Origin of the sequence: Flavobacterium arundinis (genome assembly GCF_038289855.1) — a bacterium.
Lineage (GTDB): Bacteria > Bacteroidota > Bacteroidia > Flavobacteriales > Flavobacteriaceae > Flavobacterium > Flavobacterium arundinis.
In genome coordinates, this window is sequence record NZ_JBBYHR010000008.1 from 1 (window position 1) to 18,430 (window position 18,430).

Here is an 18,430-nt window from a genome sequence, read left to right on the forward strand (position 1 = left end):
GCAAAAGGAAATTAAAATGAGGACTTATAAAACAAAAAACAGAAGTAACCAAGAAGCTACTTCTGTCTAAAAAATTGTACTTTTATTATTATTAATCCTGTATCGTTATTTTAGGACTAGTCATGGTTAGAAACGGTAACCGATACCCAACTGGATACAGTTGTTCTTAACTTTACCGCCTTCGTCATGCCTGCTTATATCCTCCAAGCCCATGTAGTACCTTGCATCGATAAGGAAACCTGACCTTAATTCATAAGAAAGTCCTGCGGCAGCTCCGTAATCCAATGCCTTGCTTCCCTGGCGCACTTCTTTATTTTCAGCGTCAACCCTTGCACCAAGTACCGGGCCCAACTGTATATTTAAGCCTTCTGTAAAATAATATTTTGCCATAGCAGGAATCCTGATGTAAGATATCGACTCCTTGTCTGAGCCTTCTTTAGAATAAAGCATCTCCGCCTGAAAGTGGAAGTGGCCTTTAAGAGCCATATCCAACGAAAGGCCGGCATAAAAACCTGTTGCGCCATCAGTATCGGCATCACTGTCAAAGTTCGACAGGTTAACGCCTGCTTTTACCCCTACTATCGGGAATTCATCCTCTTGTGCCTGTGCTGCAAAGCCAAATGCCATAACGGCCAGTGCGGAAAAGAAAAGTTTTTTCATGTGTTATGATTTAGATGCGATAAAAATAGGAAATAATTCTTAAAAAAAAACCACCGTATAGCAGGTTTTCATTTTAATTAACAGGAAAGTATAGGAAAAGAACAAACTACACACTAAAAGATAACGCAATTACACAAAACGAATCCTTTTTGTGTCAATCTTTTAATTTTCGTGAAGCCAACAAAAAAGCCTCCCGTGTGAGGAGGCTTATTCTATATAGTTCAGACAGATTAGAATTTATAACCTACAGAAACCTGGATAGCGTTGTTGGTAATTTTTGGTGTTGATCCTATCTCAGCTTCGGTATCATTGATATCAGATAGACCAGCCATATACCTTGCCTGGAAGAAAACGCCCATTGGAAGGTCATAAGCAACGCCTCCGGCAAGTCCGAAATCAATACTTTTGTAACCATCTTTTACATCCGTATCCTCAGCTTTAGCGCTCATAAGGAAACCTACATAAGGACCTGCCTCAAGGCTAAGGCCTTCCATAAGATAGTACTTCGCCAGTATTGGCACATTGATGTAGCTCATTTTTAAATCAGTCTCCACACCAAGGTCTTTGTATTTTGCACCCATCATAGAGTAAAGCACTTCAGGCTGCACAGAGAACGTTTCGCTAATTTTTAATTCAGCAACACCTCCAACGTGAAAACCCATCAATGAGCCATCAGTTTCGGCGTCACCACCCTGGTTAGCAATGTTCAAACCGGCTTTTACACCAAATTTAATGTCTTGTGCCTGAGCTGCAACACCAAAAGCCATTACAGCAACTGCAGATAATAGAATTTTTTTCATTTTGTGTTTAAATTTTTATTGTTACTTGTAAAACAAATTTATAAAATAAATTAATAAGAAAAATACCCAGAAGTAGGTATTTTCATTAAGAGGTTGTTAACTTTAGAATTTGTAAATTATTCCGAAAGCAACGTTGCTAAGGTTAAGGTTTAAATTGAACGTGTCAGTAGATTCCGCCCCATTTGCATCCGGCTTGCTGCTGCTGTAGTTCAGGATACCAAACGTAGTTTCGAATGCAATATGGTCTGAAACGAAGTAGCTGATACCAGGTGCAAGGCCTACGGAAAAGCCGTTTACTTTTGATTCGCTTCCCTGCGATTCGTTCTTTGTCGTGTTATAGGAAGCGCTCAATTGCCCAAAGAATGAAAATGCCCTGCCAGGAGTGCCGTAGTACCTTGCAAAAGCACCAGCCTCAAATCCTGTAGATTTCACTTCAACCATAGTGCCATTGGCATTGTAGGTGTTTTTACCACTGTTGAATCCCAACTGGGCGCCTACAGCAATATTATCACTCACAAAGTAGCCTACCCTTGGGGTAACATTGAAATTGTTGATTTTCTCATCTCCTGTCTTTTGGGAACGGAACCCAAGGGAGCCTGATACAAAAACGTCATTTTTAGCAAATCCTGAAGTAGCTGTTTCTTCCTGTGCCTGTGCCAGTCCGAATGCAGCCAAAGCAGCCATAGTAAATAGTAATTTTTTCATGTGTTAAATAAATTATGGTTATTTGCTATTCTTTCTTACAAATTGCATGCCATAATTTTGATAAAATTAACAATCCTTTTAAAGCCTGTCTTTCAAATCTTTAACATTTTACTTTTGTGTATGTATTGAACAAAGTAATCTTTTAAAAGCCAAAATGTGGTTAAATTACTATCATGGGTTTTACTTTTCCTTACATTTGTTTCGAAATCGGCTTACAAATTATGAGGAAATTATTTTTAGCAGCGGCCGTGCTGTTTTTTATACCAATAACGCAGGCACAGACTTACGGTATTAAGGGAGGTGTCAATTTTGCTAACCTGACCGGCAATAATGCCAATCAATTCGACGGCCTGACCAGTTTTCATGTGGGTGCGCTCATGGAATTCAACATACTGGACCGCATTACACTCCAACCCGAATTGCTTTATTCGGTACAGGGTGCGAAGATTGGTGATGATGAATATAAGCTCAACTACGTTACATTGCCGGTAATGCTTGAATTTGACATTGACGGTTCGCTGAGCATCAATGCCGGTCCACAGTTTTCATTGCTCGCCAATGAAACCAAGCGGGTTGCGCCTAAAGAAGCGAACAATTACGATTTTGGGCTGGCAGCCGGACTGGAATATGAAATTACAGGCGGGCTCTTTATACAGGGCCGCTATATATGGGGACAAAGGCAGGTTTTTGAAGATGCCGATGTAAAGAACTCCGTAATACAGCTTTCGTTAGGATTTTATTTTTAAACCCACTAATCTATTATAACATGAAAAAGATCATTTTCTTATTGACAGCCCTGGCAGGCAGTTTCGCAATGCAGGCACAGGGTATTGATTTCGGTATTAAGGCTGGTGCTAACTTTGCCAACTTTACAGGCGGCGATATAAACACCAAAAGTATTACGAGCTTCCACGCCGGTGCGGTTGTGGAATTGAATATTGTACCTGTTTTCTCGGTACAGGCCGAAGCGCTTTTCTCTTCGCAGGGAGCAACCTATAAGGATACTGCTCTCAATATTACCAAAGACATTAACCTGAAGTATGTGTCGGTACCAGTATTGGCAAAATTCTATGTGTTGCCGAAACTGAGCGTTATGGCAGGACCGCAGTTCTCATTCCTTGTGGATGACGCAGACGAAGCTTTCAAATCTAAAAAATTCGACCTTGCCGCGAGCGGTGGCGTAGAACTTAAAATCATTGCAGGCCTTTTTGCACAGGCACGTTACAACATTGGCCTTACCAAAGTAAATGACGACCAGGTATCAGGCGACGTGAAGAATGCTGTATTCCAGTTATCATTAGGATACTTTTTCTAAAAGTTTTAAATAAAATGCAAAAACCGGTTCTGTCTTTAAGACAAAACCGGTTTTTTTACTGGAACAAATGTTAAAATTAGTATTAAACCTCATACTAACATTACCGTAAACCCTTACTTTTACAGTAGAAACCAAAAGTGATGAATATACATATTATCAATGGGCCAAACCTCAACCTGCTTGGCACACGTGAAACCGAAATATACGGTGGCCGCACCTTTGAAGATTACCTCGACGAACTCCGCCAGAAGTTTCCGGGCCTACACCTGACATACTTTCAGAGCAATATCGAGGGAGAATTAATAACAGAAATACAAAAGGCTGGTTTTAACCATGATGGCATTATCCTGAATGCAGGAGCCTACACGCACACTTCTATTGGCATAGCCGATGCCATAAAGGCAGTAACTACACCTGTTATAGAAGTGCATATCTCTAATACCTTTTCGCGCGAAACCTTCAGGCACCAGTCGTTCCTGTCACCTGTTGCTGCCGGTGTTATCATCGGCTTCGGACTGAAAGGATACCAGCTCGCCATAGAATCACTTACACCATAACCTAATGAAAAAACACCTACTGCCCTTCCTACTGCTGCTTTTAAGCATCCCGTCTTTTGCGCAGGTGAAAGGAAGGATAGTATCCGCTTCCGGGGAGCCGGTACCTTTTGCGAGTATTATTGTATCGGGGACTTACAACGGTACCTCCTCAAACGAAGACGGTTTTTATACCCTCGCGCTTTCTGTAAAAGGAAAATACACTATTGTTTTCCGTTCCATCGGCTACAAAACAAAGGAAGTGACCGTTGATATCAATAAGCTTCCCTATGTTCTCGACGTGGCGCTGCAGGATGAAAAATACCTGCTCAACGAACTGGTAATCTCCAATAAAGACGACCGGGCGAAACTGATCATCAGCGAGGCCATAGCCCATCGTAAAGAAAACGCTGCCAAAACTGCAAAATTTGAAGCCGATTTCTATTCGCGCGGCACGTTTAAGGTTAAAGACCTGCCTAAAGAAATTTTAGGGCAGGAAATAGGCAATCTTGGTGGATCGGTCGATACTACGGGCAACGGTATACTGTACTTATCGGAAACCGTTTCGAGGGTAAAATACCAAAAGCCCAATAAGATTAATGAGGTAGTTGTAGCCTCGAAAGTGAGCGGTGAGGATAATGGCTTCAGCTATAACAATGCAGCGGCAGCCGAGTTTGATTTTTACGAAAATTTCATCCCGTTTGAAGTGAGCGTCGTTTCGCCCATTGCCGACAATGCCTTCAACTATTATGACTACAAGCTCGAAAGCGCTTTTTACGATACCGATGAGCACCTCATCAACAAGATAAAAGTTTCGCCAAAAGAAAAGAATGAGGCTGCTGTAAAGGGCTATATCTATATCGTTGATGACACGTGGGAACTGTATGCTACCGACTTCACATTAAAAGGCAGCCAGATAGAGCAGCCACTCCTGGATTCACTTACTATAAGGCAAAACTTTGGCTATAATGCAAAAGAGAAGTTATGGACGAAAAATGTACAGAGACTCGATTTTGATGCCGGGCTGTTCGGTGTAGGGCTTTCGGGCAGGTTCAGCTATGTGTACAGCAACTTTATTTTTAATCCGGATTTTGACAAAAAAACCTTTGGTCCCGAAATGCAGTATGTGGAAACAGATGCCAATAAGAAAGAGAATAAATATTGGAATACCATCCGCCCTATTCCGCTTACACCCGAAGAGCGCAATGATTATATAAAAAAAGACCAAATCCAGGAACTCCGGAAAACCAAAGCGTACCTGGACAGCACCGACCATGAGCGCAACCGCTTTAAGTGGCTGGCTCCTATATTGGGCTATACCTACCGTAATTCTGCGGAGAACTGGGACATCCGCTATACGGGTATCGCAACAAGGCTTGCCTTTAATACCGTACAGGCCTACTGGCTGGCGCCGGGTTTCCACTTTACGAAATACCATCCCGAGAAGAACACCTATACTACTTTTGGCACCGACCTTAATTATGGTTTTGCCGAGCAGCGTTTCAGGGCGACGGGAGTTTTTGCACACAAGTTCAATAACTTCTCGAAGCGAATCGTTACGGTGACGGGTGGAAGCAGCATTGAGCAATTCAATCCTGAAAAGCCTATCAATAAGATCGTGAACAGTGTCAGTACCTTATTCTTCAGGGACAATTATGCGAAGTTCTATGACAATGCCTTTATCAAACTGGCATACGAAGAGGAAGTGCTTAATGGCATTCAACTAAACGGGTCGGTAGAATATGCCCGCAGGCATGCCCTCTACAACAATACGAACTTTTCGACATTAAAAGACGCTTATAAGCCTTATTTATCCAACAACCCTTTACTGCCTCTTGACAACGAAACCCCTGCATTCCTGAAGCATAATATCATGAAAGCATCGTTGCAGGCGCGCTTCAGCTTCGGGCAAAAATACCGCACACGCCCCGACGGCAGGGAAATAATTCCAAACCCGAATTATCCGAGGCTGTATTTAAAATATGAAAAAGGCTTTGCTTCCAGCATAAAGGATTATAATTTCGATCATCTTTCCACCCGCATCACCTATACGATGGATGCCGGGAACAAAGGCGAAACAGGCATGGCAGTACGCGCCGGGAAGTTCTTTAATTCAGATAATATCGCCTTTGTGGATTACAGGCATTTCAACGGCAACGAAACACACATAGGCAAGTCAGAGCGCTACCTAAATGTATTCAACTTCCTGCCCTATTATACCCATAGCACCAATGACCAATATCTCGAAGGGCATTTGGAACACAACTTCAAGGGGTTTATTACCAATAAGCTACCGCTGATAAGCGAGCTGAATTACCATCTGGTTTTAGGTGCGCATGCACTATCCACACCGGAACATAAGCCGTATATGGAATTCACCGCCGGTTTCGATAACCTTGGCTGGGGTAAATTCCGTTTCCTGAGGATCGATTACATCAGGTCGTATGAAAGCGGCTTTTTAAGCGATGGGGTGATTTTTGGACTGACATTTTTGGATATACTGGAGTAATTGGTTGTCGGTTGTCGCTTGACAGTTGTCGGAAGCTACACTCGCAACCTGCTCTCCGACAAATGGGATGCTACACTCGGGTGAAAATGCCTTTCAATAATTGCACTGATCGTTGTGTTGTAGATGAGTAAGCACATCCAAGTGAAGCTGGGCCTTAAATTTTTCGCGTAAAAATCAAGTCGGGATTTTAGCGTTGGGAGAAGGAGAGCGATCCACGAGCGGCGCGCAGCAGGCCGCGGCTTGGGTCGTGATGCAAAAATCCCGACGTAGATTTTAAGTGAAAAATTTGCAGCCTTGAACTTTTGCTTCTTTTGTTTCAAGACAAAAGAAGAAGAGCTTTTAGAGTAAGGATTATTACACCGTAAAAGACCTGACAGTTTTGAACCTGTCAGGTCTGAATAATATAAAATCTGTGACAATCCGCTCGATCAGCGTTATCCGTGTTTCATCTTTAATTAATCCTCCCTGCTACCGTCATCAGCCATTCGCACCAGTTTTGGGGTGAATTTCGCGACCACATCTACAAGGCCGGTTTGTGCTGCCATAACCATATCGATGTCCTTATAGGCCATCGGGGCCTCATCCCTTCCGGCACCGATAAGGTTTACACCATGGTCTTTGAGTACCTGCCGCATCTCGGCTTTGGTAATACTCTTTATGGCCTGCGTCCGGCTCATCTGCCTTCCCGCACCGTGCGATGCCGAGTTGATGGAACACTCCTCACCTCTACCCCTCACGAGGAATCCCGGTGCCGTCATGCTTCCCGGTATGATACCCATCACGCCTTTTCCGGCTGGTGTAGCACCTTTTCTGTGGACGATCACCTCTTCACCGTCAAGCATTTCTTTCCAGGCAAAGTTATGGTGGTTTTCCACCTTCGCCAACACCTGGGCGCCAATGGCCTTCGCCATTTTATCGTGGATCACCTGGTGGCATGCCGAAGCATAATCGCCTGCAAGGTTCATGGCTATCCAATACTCCTGCCCTTCCTGCGTATCGAGGCCAAGGTAAGCAAGGTTGGCGGCTTCCTTTGGCAATTTGCAAAGGTCTTTTGCCAGCCTTGTATAATGCCCGGCTACCGTTGCACCAAATCCCCTCGAACCCGAGTGCGTAAGCAACGCAACATACCGGCCTTTATCGATATTAAGTACTTCATCCCTTTCTTCAAATTCGATGATACCGAACTCCACAAAGTGGTTGCCTCCGCCAGAAGTTCCCAACTGCGACCATGCTTTATCCTGGAGGTTCTTAATAAATTTCGTCATCCCGAATTCTACCCGGTCAATAACATCATGGCTGGCCTTATACTGCCCGTGGTATCCGTGGCCTGCGCCAAATTTGGTATGCGCAATAAGCTCCCTTTTGTACCTGAATTCGTTCAGTATATAATCTTCCGCCGGGATATCATATACCGAAAGCGCCATTCGGCATCCGATATCCACACCAACACCATACGGTATGATGGCGTTTCTCGTAGCAAGCACACCCCCTATCGGGAGGCCATACCCCTGGTGTGCATCGGGCATCAGCGCACCTGCAACCGTTACGGGAAGCCTCATTGCAATATTCATCTGGTCTAAAGCGCCCTGCTCGATATTTTTCTCACCGTAAACGGCATATTCTTTTGCATCTCCGATGAGCGGTATCACATCATCTTTTGGTGCATTGGCTTCTTCGATCATGGCAGTCGCCAAAGGTTCCAGCACCTCATCATCGAGAAAGCTTTCGGGATAGTCCTTCACTTTTTTGAAAAGCGCTACCACATCGTCCTTCGGCTGTTCGGTATATGCCTTGTTAGCAAGCTTGAGGGCAAGGCCTAAAATGGGTGTTTCTGTATATCCTGCCGATAGTAAGTCGGTTCCAGTTATCTGTGTTTCCATAACGAATGGTTTGTATTTTAAAGTTAGTGTGTTTTTATATTTATTTGGTTAATGGTAATTAAAAAAAAGAGGCAATGGGCTGCAGGTGTTTTGATTTCTTTGGACGAAGTAACACGTTGCATAACGGCACTCTTGTATAAGGGCAATGGCATGCCGGCGCTTTTTTACTTTCGGGAATCGAACCCGACGAAACAACCGGACGAAGTAACGCAGGCAAATACGGCACCTTATTAGTTTTAAATTTTATTTTACCACATAGAAACAATAGGTTTCATTGAATAAAAGCCTTCATAGAATACATAGTTGAAGCTTTGCTTCATTTCTATGTGTTCTTTAAAAACTATCAGGCCTTCAAAAGCGGCAAAGAACTATGTGCCTATGTGGTTAAAAAAACAGGAGCAAAATACGGCATGGGTAAACGGGGCATGTCTGGCCGGAGTCGAACCGGATAGCCTTGCCGCAAAAAACGGCTTCGCTATTCCTCCCCTGGGTTGAGACGAAGTAACCCGCACCTACGGCATCCTGTATAATTTTAGCAAGGTAAAAAGCGGATGGGTTTGCATTGCCACACTGTTGCGTGGCACGACGGGATTCGAACCCGCAATATCCAATTCGAAGTAACCCTGTCCTACGACACCTGCTATTCTCAATATTTTAATAAGCTCCCGCAACCGCTCGGCACGGGAGCGCTGTACTACATCCGGGGCGAAAGGCAATGAGGGCGTTATCCTGCTCTACCAGCTGAGCTACATCCCCTTATCTGTTTGTTTAGTGGAGATGGCGGGATTCGAACCCGCGACCCGGGCATTAAAAGTGCGAAGTAACCCTTATCTACGGCACCCGGTGCCTTTTCAATTCTTTTAATAAGCTCCCGCACCGCATGGCAACGGGAGCGCTTCAATATTTTTATAAAAGCAGGGCAAAATGCGAAAAGAGACTGTTCCTTGCTCTAACCAACTGAGCTACAACCCCGGTGCTTTCGCCGACGGAGAAGGCAGGACTCGAACCTGCGTCCAAAGGGCGTGAAATGCGAAGTAACTCTTATCTACGGCACCTGCTGTAATTTTTTCCTTAATGAGCTCCCGCAGGGCGCGTGGACTGCGGGAGAGACCCATTGTTTAAGTCAAGGCAAAAGTCAAAAGGGACTTATGCAACGTGTTCTGCCAGTTGAACTATATTTCCGGAAAGAAATAGCGGGACTTGAACCCACACCACGCTGACCCCGAAGTAACCCTTATTTACGGCACTTGCTTTCTTTTATGATCTCCCGCAGGACGCTTGTGCTGCGGGAGAAACTATCTACATCTCAATATTTTTTATGGCGTCAAGCGCACTGCCTGCATTTTCAAGCGAATAAAGGAGATCGAATATCTTGTCGCTCCAGCCCGCTATCAGGTATACATCGTTCCTGCTGATGTCCAATGGCGCATTGCCGTGGCCTGCAAGGTCGAAAAGGTAAAGCTTGGCATCAGGCGCTATTTCTTTATAACGCTTCCATGAATGTTGTACGCTGTTGCCAAATAATCCGCTGTCATACATTTGCACATCGGTAAACAGCATCACTTTATCCACTTTCTTCCTTCGGGCGATAAGGTCCTCAATAACCAGGTAGCCGTTGGTAGCATAACCTACCTCGCCTTCCCTCCTGTAGTACTCCATCACATTAGAAAGCACATTACGCGAAGGCATGTTAATTGCTTTCCAGGTATTACCAAACATACCCGTGGTCACATTTTTACACTGCGACTGAAGCAGCATACCCAGCATAAGGCCGATGTCGTACAGTTTCACACTGCTTCTTTTCGAAACCGGCACCTGCATGGAGCCCGACACGTCGCAGGCTATCACTACCGAAGTATCGTAACCAAAGCCTTTGATGTTCTTCGCGCTGTGCATCACGGCATCTTCCAACGCGCCAAGCACTGCTGACGTGTAACCGGAACGCACATCCTTAAGTTCCCTGTAGGCCGAAAGGAAACGGAATGGCAGCTGCTTAGAGCCTGCCACGGCTTTCTCATTCGACAGGTATTCGCACACCATTTGTATGCAATAGCCCGGAACATCAGCCTCAAGTATATTTCTAAGGTTACGCATCATGGCCATATAGCCTATTTTTTTGCTTGCAATAAGCTCGGCCCATTTAGCAGCAACCGCTTGCTTCTTTTCGGCTGCTGTGGCAAATTTCTGCCTGCCTAATGCCGAAAGTTCCGTTTCCCATGTATAAGGCGTTGCCAGTGTATCAGCTGCAATCTTATTGAACAGCTCCTGCTGGACTTCGTCTTTAGCTTTCGGGTGCACCAGGAAGAGCGCATCGCGCAGCTTCACATCGGTTTCCCTGTTGTATTTTGCAAACTGGTATTCGTCAAATTTGTTGAACGATGCCACAAGGCCTTTCTGCACCTGCCTGGACAACCTGTTCAGTTTTTTAGTGCCGTTACGTGCATTGGCAGTTTGGTAGTAAGCCAACAGCTCGGTTATTTCATCGGCACGCTGTATAACATTGCTTACCGCCCTGCTTACGACATTCGTACCCGATGCGATTTTGGCAAGTTCTACCGACAGTACCAGCGGCACCGACCTTAAGTTCATCTGCGTCCTTGCATATATCGCAAGCCTCGCCACAAATTCAGGATCGCATTGTGCTATCAGTGCAGTGATGCGTTTCAGCCTCTGGTTGCCTTGTTCGTAAGCCGTATCATTCAGCCCTGTAGTTACTACAGCGGTGTACAATTCCATTTCAGGAGTCAGCTTGTACGCCTTTGCACCTTCGTGGTTTACGGTTACGTTTTTCTGCCTGTTCAAAAAATTGAATTTCATGATTACGGATTTAATGTTATACTTTCGTCTTTCCTTTTTGCCGGATGATGTTGTTGTCTCATCCTGACATTGCAAAGATGCGCGTGCATGTGCGCAGTGAAAATGCGCAGTAGTAAAAAAATTGAATAAATTTTTAATTACAACTGATTTTCAATATTTTAAATTAAAAATAATCACAATTTTAAAGGATAAAATTTTTAGTGCGCAGTTGCATTGCGCAGCAGATTCGTTTTTTACTTATATTTGGCAGGCACATTTGCACTAAAAGTACCAAATCCGACTTATGGCTACCAATAAGCTTGCCCTGTTGCGCTACAAAACAATAGACGAATGCCTGAAAAACCGTTTCAGGAAATGGACACTGGAAGATATTATCGAAAAAGTGTCCGATGCGCTGTATGAATATGAAGGTATTTCCACGGGCGTGAGCCGCCGCACCATACAGGCCGACATTCAGGTAATGCGCAGTGATAAGCTTGGATACAACGCCCCGATACTTATTGCCGACAGGAAATTCTATACTTATGAAGACCCTGCCTACAGCATTACCAACTCCCCGATCAACGATGCCGATATGGCCACGATGAAAGAGATAGTGAGCATACTGAAGCAACTGAACGGGTTCAGCTATTTTGATGAGATGAGCGAACTTATCGCCAAGCTGGAGAACAACGTGAACAAGACCGAGAAGAAGACCCAGGACTACATACAGTTTGAAGATAATAAGCACCTGAAAGGCATAGAGCACATCAGCCCGTTATACCAGGCGATACTGAGTAAAACGGCATTACTGATAGAATACCAATCGTTTAAGGCGCAGCAGTCCAGTAAGGAAATTTATTACCCGTACCTGCTGAAGGAATATCGCAACCGCTGGTTTTTGATAGCGCGCAAAAAAAAACAAGTTCACCTGTATACGCTTGCACTCGACAGGATCGTGGAATTCCATTCCCTAACCAAAGAAGCTTATGTGGAACATGAAGGCGTGGACTGGGCCCGCTATTTCAGCGATACCCTTGGCGTAACCAAATCGGAACGGGAACGTGGCCATAGGGTGATCCTGCAGTTTGACTGTACCAACGCGCCTTATGTACGCACCAAGCCCCTGCACCATTCGCAGCAGGTGCTATCGGATAATGAAGAAGGGCTTATCATCCGTATCGATGTGGTACTGAACTTTGAACTGGAACGAGAGATACTGGGTTTTGGCGAATACGTAAAGGTACTCGCACCGCGCAACCTGAAAGAACGGATACGCAAAAGGCTGACTAATGCTCAGGCACAGTATGTGGAGCCTGTAAAGGAAAGCAAGACTGCAAAAGAAGAAAGTGTATAAATAAAGTCAGTTTGTAAAAAAAGCCGACAACTGACAACCATCAACCGACAACTACTTCTTACGCCTCAGCACACTACCCCTGAAATCTTCAAGCGGTTCTTTCTGACGAAAGCGCTCAATATCTTCCCAGGTGGCACATTTTACATTCATTATTTCGCCGTAAATATCCATGGGCAGGGTAACGGTTTCGACGCCTGAAAGGTCTTCTTTCAGGTAATCCTCCATATCTTCGAGGGAATAAAACCATTCTTTATCAAATTGCACTTTATTAATATTGGAATCTTTCCGGATGATCGCTTCGGTAATCTTTTTCATTGGTAAACTAAAAATGCGTATTATTTATTCTTTACGTACACGTGCTTGATGTTGTTCTTGCCGGTTTCCCTTTCGTCAACAATAAAATTCCCGGTGCTTTTTATAAGCGGGAGCATTTTGGGGAAGCCATAGTTACGTGCATCAAAGTCGGGCTGCTTTTTGAGTATATTATTGCCCAGGTCGCCCAGGAATGCCCAACCGGTCTCATCAGCAAGGTCGTTGACACTGTTGCGGATGAGCTTTATCAGCCTGCTATCTATAGTGCTTAGTGTTTCTTTTGTCTCTATGATTTCGGCTTCAACATGTTCAACAAGCGGCTTTTCGATGGCTGCTCCTTTTGCAGGCCTTCCCGGTTTCTTTATGATCTTTTTGCTTGCCGCAGCACCTGGGAGTATTTCGATATAAATAAACTTTTCGCAGGCTTTGATAAACGGTTCAGGCGTTTTTTTCTCGCCCATGCCTATAACCTTCATCCCTTCTTCTCGCAGGCGGGTGGCCAGCCTTGTAAAATCGCTGTCGGATGACACAATGCAAAAACCATCCACTTTCCCGGAATACAATATATCCATGGCGTCGATAATGAGCGCGCTGTCGCTGGCATTCTTGCCTGAGGTGTAGCTGTATTGCTGTATGGGGCTGATAGCATTTTCCAGCAGCACGTTCTTCCAGCCGTTCATATTGGGGCGGGTCCAGTCGCTGTAAATGCGCTTGAATGTGGGAGTGCCGTATTTGGCTATTTCCTCAAGCATGCCTCTTATATTGGAATAAGGTACGTTATCGGCATCGATAAGTACCGCAAGCCTGAGGTCTTTTATATTGTCCATTGTGTGATGTATTTACTCAAAGGTAAGGGAAAAAGGAACGCGAATGACACGGATTTGGACGGGTGGCTGCGGATTTATCATTGTAATTTATCGAAGTCATAACTGGCTAAGTCATGGTGGGTGATGCCAATTATGAAACTATCCATAACACAATACCAAATATTAAAACCGAAAGCGCGGTATTGACCCAAAAATAACTTTTCCGCACATCTTCAAAGGATGGTGTCATTCCGCGAAGCAGCCAGTGAAGCAATGCACCGGGATATTCGATAAATGCTAAAAAAATTTCTTCCATATATAAATAACTCCTGTTTTGGAAAAAAATTATTCGCATTTGTAAGAAACTCCCTTAACCGCCGTTATCTTTCCTTACCGAAAGATATTTTTAACCTGATGCAACCATTCTTATGTAAAAACCGTCTATCCTTACAAAACCAATACCTACCAATAACCAACAAACCATGCACAAACTTATTACCACCATTTTCCTGCTGTTCGGATTAGCCTCTTTTGGGCAGATAAAAGGAAAAATCACCTCGACAAACGGCGAGTCTATCCCGTTTGTAAGCATTACCATCGAAAACACTTACACCGGCACCACGGCCAATGAAGCCGGCCAGTATGACCTGCCTTTTAAGACCAAAGGGAAATACACTGTCATTTTCCAGTCGATCGGCTACAAAACAAAAAAGATAGCTGTAAACATTGCCTCTTTCCCGCATGTGCTGGATGTCGTAATGGAAGACGAAAGCTATGAGATGAAGGAGCTTACCATCTCCAAAGGGGAAGACCCGGCCTACGCTATCATCAGGCAGGCGATCGCACACAAAAAAGAAAATTCGGAGAAGACAGGCCGATTTGAAGCCGACTTTTACTCTAAAGGTATCTTTCGCGTAAAGAACGTACCAAAGCGTATTATGGGAATGGATGTAAGAGTGGAGGCCAATAATGCCGGAACCATACTTGATTCTACCGGAAGCGGTATCATTTACCTCAGCGAGACGGTATCGCACATCACTTTCGAACAGCCTAAGAACCTGAAAGAAAAAATAATCGCCTCCAAGATAAGCGGCGATAATAACGGCTTTAGCTACAACACTGCACAGGGAACATTCTATAATTTTTATGATGATTATGTCGACATGGAAGATGTGAGCATGATCTCCCCTCTTGCCAAGGGCGCTTTCGCTTACTACCGTTACAAATTCGAAGGTAACTTTTACGATGAGAACAATAATCAGATAAGTAAGATAAAGGTAATACCGCGCCGCGATAAAGAGCCGGTGTTCGAGGGCTATATCTATATCGTAGACGACAGCTGGGCCATCTATGCCATCGACCTTGACATTAAAGGTTACCGCATAAGGCAAAACATTCTGGATGTGCTTACGCTACAGCAGAATTTCAGCTACAATGCCACCAACGGTATTTGGGCCAAGAACTCACAGACCTTCGATATTAAGGCGGGTATGTTCGGTGTAGGCTTTACAGGCAAGATGACGCATGTGTATAGCAATTATGTGTTCCATGACAAATTTGAGAAAGGCACTTTTACCAAAGAACTGGTGGCATTCGAGAAAGATTCCAATAAAAAAGATTCGATCTACTGGACAGGTGTTCGCCCTGTGCCGCTTACCGGCGAGGAGCACACCGACTATGTGAAGAAGGACAGTATAGCCGCTTACCACCAGACGGATGCGTATAAAGATTCGATAATGAAGGGCCGTAACAAGTTCCACGTTTTCGATGTTATTTCGGGTTATGATTACCGCAACGAGGCGAATCACACGTATTTTAATTACGACGGTATCCTTCAGGTGCCCATGTACAACACGGTTCAGGGCTGGAATATTGGCACCAAAATAAGCTTTAATAAATCAAACACAGAAAAGAATCGCTATTTCTCCATTTGGTCGGCGTTCAATTATGGCCTTGCGGAAGACCGTTTCCGTGCTGAAGGTGGATTTTCGCAAAAGCTTGGCAAAGTGGGTACGTTTTACGTTTCGGGTGGAAACACGATTAACCAGTTTAACCCCGCCGAGCCGATATCGCCATTGATGAACAGCATCAGTACGCTGTTTTTTAAGGACAACTACATGAAACTGTATGACAAGACTTATGCGAAGATCTCGCAAAGCCGCTGGATATTCAATGGGCTTACCATGACAGGAAGCCTCGAATACCTACGCAGGAGGCCTGTGTTCAACAACACCGATTATGTATTTATAAAGAACGATCACGATTACACCTCCAACAATCCGCTTGATCCAACGAATAATACCTCAGCACCATTCGAAAAGCACGAGCTGTACAAGGTAAACATCAGCGGTAACATTCGCTTCGGGCAGAAATACATTACGCGCCCTGACGGAAAAATTCCGGTTACGGAAGTGAACTATCCCGGCGTATCGTTCATGTATGAAAAGGCTTTCTCTTCTACCGTGAAAGGATATGAATATGACTTTATCGCGGCAAGAGTGTCTTACAGCGAAACGTTTGCCAACAAAGGCACCTTCGGTTTCAATGTAAAAGGTGGTAAATTTTTTAATGCCGACAAGATCGCCTTTATGGACTACAAGCACTTTAACGGCAACCAGACGCATGTTGGAACCTCTGAGGCATACCTCAACGTGTTCAACCTCCTGCCCTACTACAGCCACAGCACTAACGATTCGTACCTGGAAGGGCACATTGAGCACAACGACAAAGGCTACCTGATGAACAAGATACCGTTGCTGGCCGACCTGCAATGGAACCTCGTAGTGGGTTACCACGGCATTGCCACACCAGATAATAAGCCCTACCAGGAGTTTACGGTAGGTTTCGATAACGTAGGTTTCGGAAAGTTCAGGGTACTGCGTATTGACTACGTTCGCGCCTATCAGGGCAGCGGCTTTGCAACGGATGGGATTATTTTCGGATTGAAATTCCTGGATATTTTATAATTTTTACCACAAGGTGCACAAAGTTTTTTCACCAGGATCACAAGGCTTGTGTTCTTTGTGAAATGATTTGTGCTTTTGTAGTGAAATTATCCGCAGAGGTCATAAGTCCTGCACAATAATTAAATTCAAACAAACATGAAGAAATTGTTTCTACTACTGTCAGTACTCCTATTACAAACCGCACTGGCAAATACCCCTGTAACTGAAATCCAAAAACTGGAAGCCACTGCACGCATCTGGGGATTCCTGAAATACTATCATCCGCAGGTGGCTGACGGTAAATTCAACTGGGACCAAAAGCTTATAGAGATTTTGCCAGAAGTGGAAAAAGCACAGACGAAAGAAGCGCTAGGCGAAGTCTATATAAAATGGATAGATGGGCTGGGCGAAGTGCCTGTATGCAAAAAGTGCGGGAAGATGCCTAAATATGAAGTATTTGAAAAGAACTTCAGTATGGCCTGGATGGAGGACGCAGATGTTTTTACAGATGCGCTTACCACAAAACTGAAATACATTGAAGTCAACCGGCATCTCGGCGCAGGTTACTACACGGGTTTTGGCGGTGCAAATAATATCGAGGTCAAAAACGAGCCGGAGTACAAGGACTTCGAATACCCCAATGCCCACTACAGGCTGCTGAGCCTCTTCCGCTACTGGAACATCGTAGAATATTACTTCCCATACAAATACATGACCGACCAAAAATGGGATGACGTGCTAACCGAAATGATACCTAAATTTAAAGATGCACCTGAAGCACAACAATACCACCTCGCCATGCTGGAATTGGTAGCTAAGATAGATGACAGCCACGGCTATTTTGTAACCGACCTTACAAATCAGTATTTTGGATATCACTGGGCGCCGGTAAAATTCCTTATAATTGATGGTAAAGCGGTAGTAACCGGTTACTACGATGAAGAAAAAGCTAAGATGGACGACCTGAAGATAGGCGATGCTATAACCCACGTAAATGGCAAATCCATCACAGCCATTCTGGCAGAGAAAAGCCGCTATGTTCCCGCATCAAACCCAGCGGTAAAGAAAAGAGGAGCCTACTATAGTATTTTCAATGGCGGTACCGATAAAGCAGCAATTACTTTTGAGAGGGACGGCCGGTCGGCCACAAAAGAAATAACCCGCTACACAAGAAAAGACTTTACCACTCCTGTAAAACCAGCACCACCCGAGAAATACAAAATACTTGAAGGCAACATTGGCTACATCAATATGGGTATCCTCGAAACAGGAGATGTAAAAGGCATGTTTGAAAAGCTGTCCGGATGCAAAGCCCTTATATTCGACATCCGTAATTACCCCCAGGGCACAATGTACGAAATAAGCCGTTACCTGATGAAGGAACGCAGGAACTTCGTGCGGTTTACCAAACCTGACCCGGATTATCCCGGGAAATATAAATGGGTGGACAATTACTTTGCAGGCCCTAGGGGTAAAAACAAGTATGCCTACAAAGGAAAGATCATCGTGATGGTAAACGAGACCACGCAAAGCCATGCCGAGTTTACAACCATGTCATTGCAGGCAGGAGATAATGTTACTACCATTGGCAGCCAGACTGCGGGGGCTGATGGCAATGTGAGCCCTTTTGAATTCCCAGGAGGCTATAAGACATGGATAACCGGCCTTGGCGTATTTTACCCTGATGGTACGGAAACGCAACGCCTGGGTGTAAAAATCGATTTGCAGGTGCAACCAACAATTGCAGGCATAACAGCAGGGAAAGACGAAGTGCTGGAAAAGGCAGTTGAACTGGCGAATAAGTAATATCTT

The 18,430-nt window shown here is 44.5% G+C and carries 15 protein-coding genes; 7 read left to right on the forward strand and 8 right to left on the reverse strand.

The features are described from left to right. Positions 1 to 126 precede the first annotated feature (126 nt). The 3 genes from AAEO56_RS13625 to AAEO56_RS13635 all read right to left on the reverse strand — a co-directional run bounded on the left by AAEO56_RS13625 (position 127) and on the right by AAEO56_RS13635 (position 2,165). On the reverse strand, positions 127 to 660 hold the full coding sequence (locus AAEO56_RS13625; protein WP_341697625.1) for a porin family protein: 534 nt from the start codon (positions 658 to 660) through the stop codon (positions 127 to 129). 230 nt (positions 661 to 890) lie between these two features. Beyond that, positions 891 to 1,460 carry a porin family protein gene (locus tag AAEO56_RS13630; RefSeq protein WP_341697626.1) on the reverse strand — a complete coding sequence of 190 codons (570 nt, stop codon included), beginning with the start codon at positions 1,458 to 1,460 and terminating at the stop codon, positions 891 to 893. Between the two features lie 102 nt (positions 1,461 to 1,562). After that, positions 1,563 to 2,165: an outer membrane beta-barrel protein gene (locus AAEO56_RS13635; RefSeq protein WP_341697627.1), complete on the reverse strand. Its 603-nt coding sequence runs from the start codon at positions 2,163 to 2,165 to the stop codon at positions 1,563 to 1,565. 221 nt (positions 2,166 to 2,386) lie between these two features. Here AAEO56_RS13635 and AAEO56_RS13640 point away from each other — a divergent pair, with 221 nt between their 5' ends. The 4 genes from AAEO56_RS13640 (at position 2,387) to AAEO56_RS13655 (ending at position 6,522) form a co-directional block, all read left to right on the forward strand. Then, positions 2,387 to 2,911, forward strand: coding sequence for a porin family protein (locus tag AAEO56_RS13640; protein ID WP_341697628.1), 525 nt, complete (start codon positions 2,387 to 2,389; stop codon positions 2,909 to 2,911). Positions 2,912 to 2,931: 20 nt separating this feature from the next. Then, positions 2,932 to 3,480, forward strand: coding sequence for a porin family protein (locus AAEO56_RS13645; protein WP_341697629.1), 549 nt, complete (start codon positions 2,932 to 2,934; stop codon positions 3,478 to 3,480). Positions 3,481 to 3,620: 140 nt separating this feature from the next. Next, a complete protein-coding gene (aroQ, locus tag AAEO56_RS13650) occupies positions 3,621 to 4,037 on the forward strand; it encodes a type II 3-dehydroquinate dehydratase (RefSeq protein WP_341697630.1) in 417 nt (138 codons plus the stop codon). A 4-nt stretch (positions 4,038 to 4,041) separates the two neighbouring features. Further along, positions 4,042 to 6,522, forward strand: a complete 2,481-nt coding sequence (locus tag AAEO56_RS13655; RefSeq protein WP_341697631.1) for a DUF5686 and carboxypeptidase regulatory-like domain-containing protein — start codon at positions 4,042 to 4,044, stop codon at positions 6,520 to 6,522. A 455-nt stretch (positions 6,523 to 6,977) separates the two neighbouring features. Here AAEO56_RS13655 and AAEO56_RS13660 read toward each other — a convergent pair whose 3' ends face one another. Together AAEO56_RS13660 and AAEO56_RS13665 are read right to left on the reverse strand one after the other, a co-directional pair. Beyond that, positions 6,978 to 8,402: an RtcB family protein gene (locus AAEO56_RS13660; RefSeq protein ID WP_341697632.1), complete on the reverse strand. Its 1,425-nt coding sequence runs from the start codon at positions 8,400 to 8,402 to the stop codon at positions 6,978 to 6,980. Between the two features lie 1,299 nt (positions 8,403 to 9,701). Beyond that, complete coding sequence (locus tag AAEO56_RS13665) at positions 9,702 to 11,219, reverse strand: TROVE domain-containing protein (RefSeq protein ID WP_341697633.1); 1,518 nt, start codon at positions 11,217 to 11,219, stop codon at positions 9,702 to 9,704. 283 nt (positions 11,220 to 11,502) lie between these two features. Between AAEO56_RS13665 and AAEO56_RS13670 the strand changes: the two genes are divergently transcribed. Continuing rightward, positions 11,503 to 12,555 carry a helix-turn-helix transcriptional regulator gene (locus AAEO56_RS13670; protein WP_341697634.1) on the forward strand — a complete coding sequence of 351 codons (1,053 nt, stop codon included), beginning with the start codon at positions 11,503 to 11,505 and terminating at the stop codon, positions 12,553 to 12,555. A gap of 51 nt (positions 12,556 to 12,606) precedes the next feature. Here the strand turns inward: AAEO56_RS13670 and AAEO56_RS13675 are convergent, their stop codons facing one another. The 3 genes from AAEO56_RS13675 to AAEO56_RS13685 all read right to left on the reverse strand — a co-directional run bounded on the left by AAEO56_RS13675 (position 12,607) and on the right by AAEO56_RS13685 (position 13,989). Further along, entirely contained in the window at positions 12,607 to 12,870 is a 264-nt protein-coding gene (locus tag AAEO56_RS13675) for a hypothetical protein (protein ID WP_341697635.1), read from the reverse strand. A gap of 20 nt (positions 12,871 to 12,890) precedes the next feature. Next, the gene (locus AAEO56_RS13680; RefSeq protein WP_341697636.1) at positions 12,891 to 13,694 is read right to left on the reverse strand and encodes an NYN domain-containing protein; all 804 of its coding nucleotides are present in this window, start codon (positions 13,692 to 13,694) and stop codon (positions 12,891 to 12,893) included. A gap of 130 nt (positions 13,695 to 13,824) precedes the next feature. Further along, a complete protein-coding gene (locus AAEO56_RS13685) occupies positions 13,825 to 13,989 on the reverse strand; it encodes a hypothetical protein (protein WP_341697637.1) in 165 nt (54 codons plus the stop codon). A gap of 166 nt (positions 13,990 to 14,155) precedes the next feature. Here AAEO56_RS13685 and AAEO56_RS13690 point away from each other — a divergent pair, with 166 nt between their 5' ends. Both AAEO56_RS13690 and AAEO56_RS13695 read left to right on the forward strand, forming a co-directional pair. Next, on the forward strand, positions 14,156 to 16,639 hold the full coding sequence (locus tag AAEO56_RS13690) for a DUF5686 and carboxypeptidase regulatory-like domain-containing protein (RefSeq protein WP_341697638.1): 2,484 nt from the start codon (positions 14,156 to 14,158) through the stop codon (positions 16,637 to 16,639). 135 nt (positions 16,640 to 16,774) lie between these two features. Beyond that, on the forward strand, positions 16,775 to 18,424 hold the full coding sequence (locus AAEO56_RS13695; RefSeq protein WP_341697639.1) for a S41 family peptidase: 1,650 nt from the start codon (positions 16,775 to 16,777) through the stop codon (positions 18,422 to 18,424). Positions 18,425 to 18,430 lie beyond the last annotated feature (6 nt).

Bases quoted from the DNA above. Each gene is read 5' to 3' on its own strand.
- AAEO56_RS13665 (WP_341697633.1), bottom strand. From the start codon at position 11,219: ATGAAATTCAATTTTTTGAACAGGCAGAAAAACGTAACCGTAAACCAC.
- AAEO56_RS13695 (WP_341697639.1), top strand. From the start codon at position 16,775: ATGAAGAAATTGTTTCTACTACTGTCAGTACTCCTATTACAAACCGCA.
- AAEO56_RS13635 (WP_341697627.1), bottom strand. From the start codon at position 2,165: ATGAAAAAATTACTATTTACTATGGCTGCTTTGGCTGCATTCGGACTG.
- aroQ (WP_341697630.1), top strand. From the start codon at position 3,621: ATGAATATACATATTATCAATGGGCCAAACCTCAACCTGCTTGGCACA.
- AAEO56_RS13660 (WP_341697632.1), bottom strand. From the start codon at position 8,402: ATGGAAACACAGATAACTGGAACCGACTTACTATCGGCAGGATATACA.
- AAEO56_RS13680 (WP_341697636.1), bottom strand. From the start codon at position 13,694: ATGGACAATATAAAAGACCTCAGGCTTGCGGTACTTATCGATGCCGAT.
- AAEO56_RS13685 (WP_341697637.1), bottom strand. From the start codon at position 13,989: ATGGAAGAAATTTTTTTAGCATTTATCGAATATCCCGGTGCATTGCTT.
- AAEO56_RS13675 (WP_341697635.1), bottom strand. From the start codon at position 12,870: ATGAAAAAGATTACCGAAGCGATCATCCGGAAAGATTCCAATATTAAT.
- AAEO56_RS13640 (WP_341697628.1), top strand. From the start codon at position 2,387: ATGAGGAAATTATTTTTAGCAGCGGCCGTGCTGTTTTTTATACCAATA.
- AAEO56_RS13655 (WP_341697631.1), top strand. From the start codon at position 4,042: ATGAAAAAACACCTACTGCCCTTCCTACTGCTGCTTTTAAGCATCCCG.
- AAEO56_RS13645 (WP_341697629.1), top strand. From the start codon at position 2,932: ATGAAAAAGATCATTTTCTTATTGACAGCCCTGGCAGGCAGTTTCGCA.
- AAEO56_RS13670 (WP_341697634.1), top strand. From the start codon at position 11,503: ATGGCTACCAATAAGCTTGCCCTGTTGCGCTACAAAACAATAGACGAA.
- AAEO56_RS13690 (WP_341697638.1), top strand. From the start codon at position 14,156: ATGCACAAACTTATTACCACCATTTTCCTGCTGTTCGGATTAGCCTCT.
- AAEO56_RS13625 (WP_341697625.1), bottom strand. From the start codon at position 660: ATGAAAAAACTTTTCTTTTCCGCACTGGCCGTTATGGCATTTGGCTTT.
- AAEO56_RS13630 (WP_341697626.1), bottom strand. From the start codon at position 1,460: ATGAAAAAAATTCTATTATCTGCAGTTGCTGTAATGGCTTTTGGTGTT.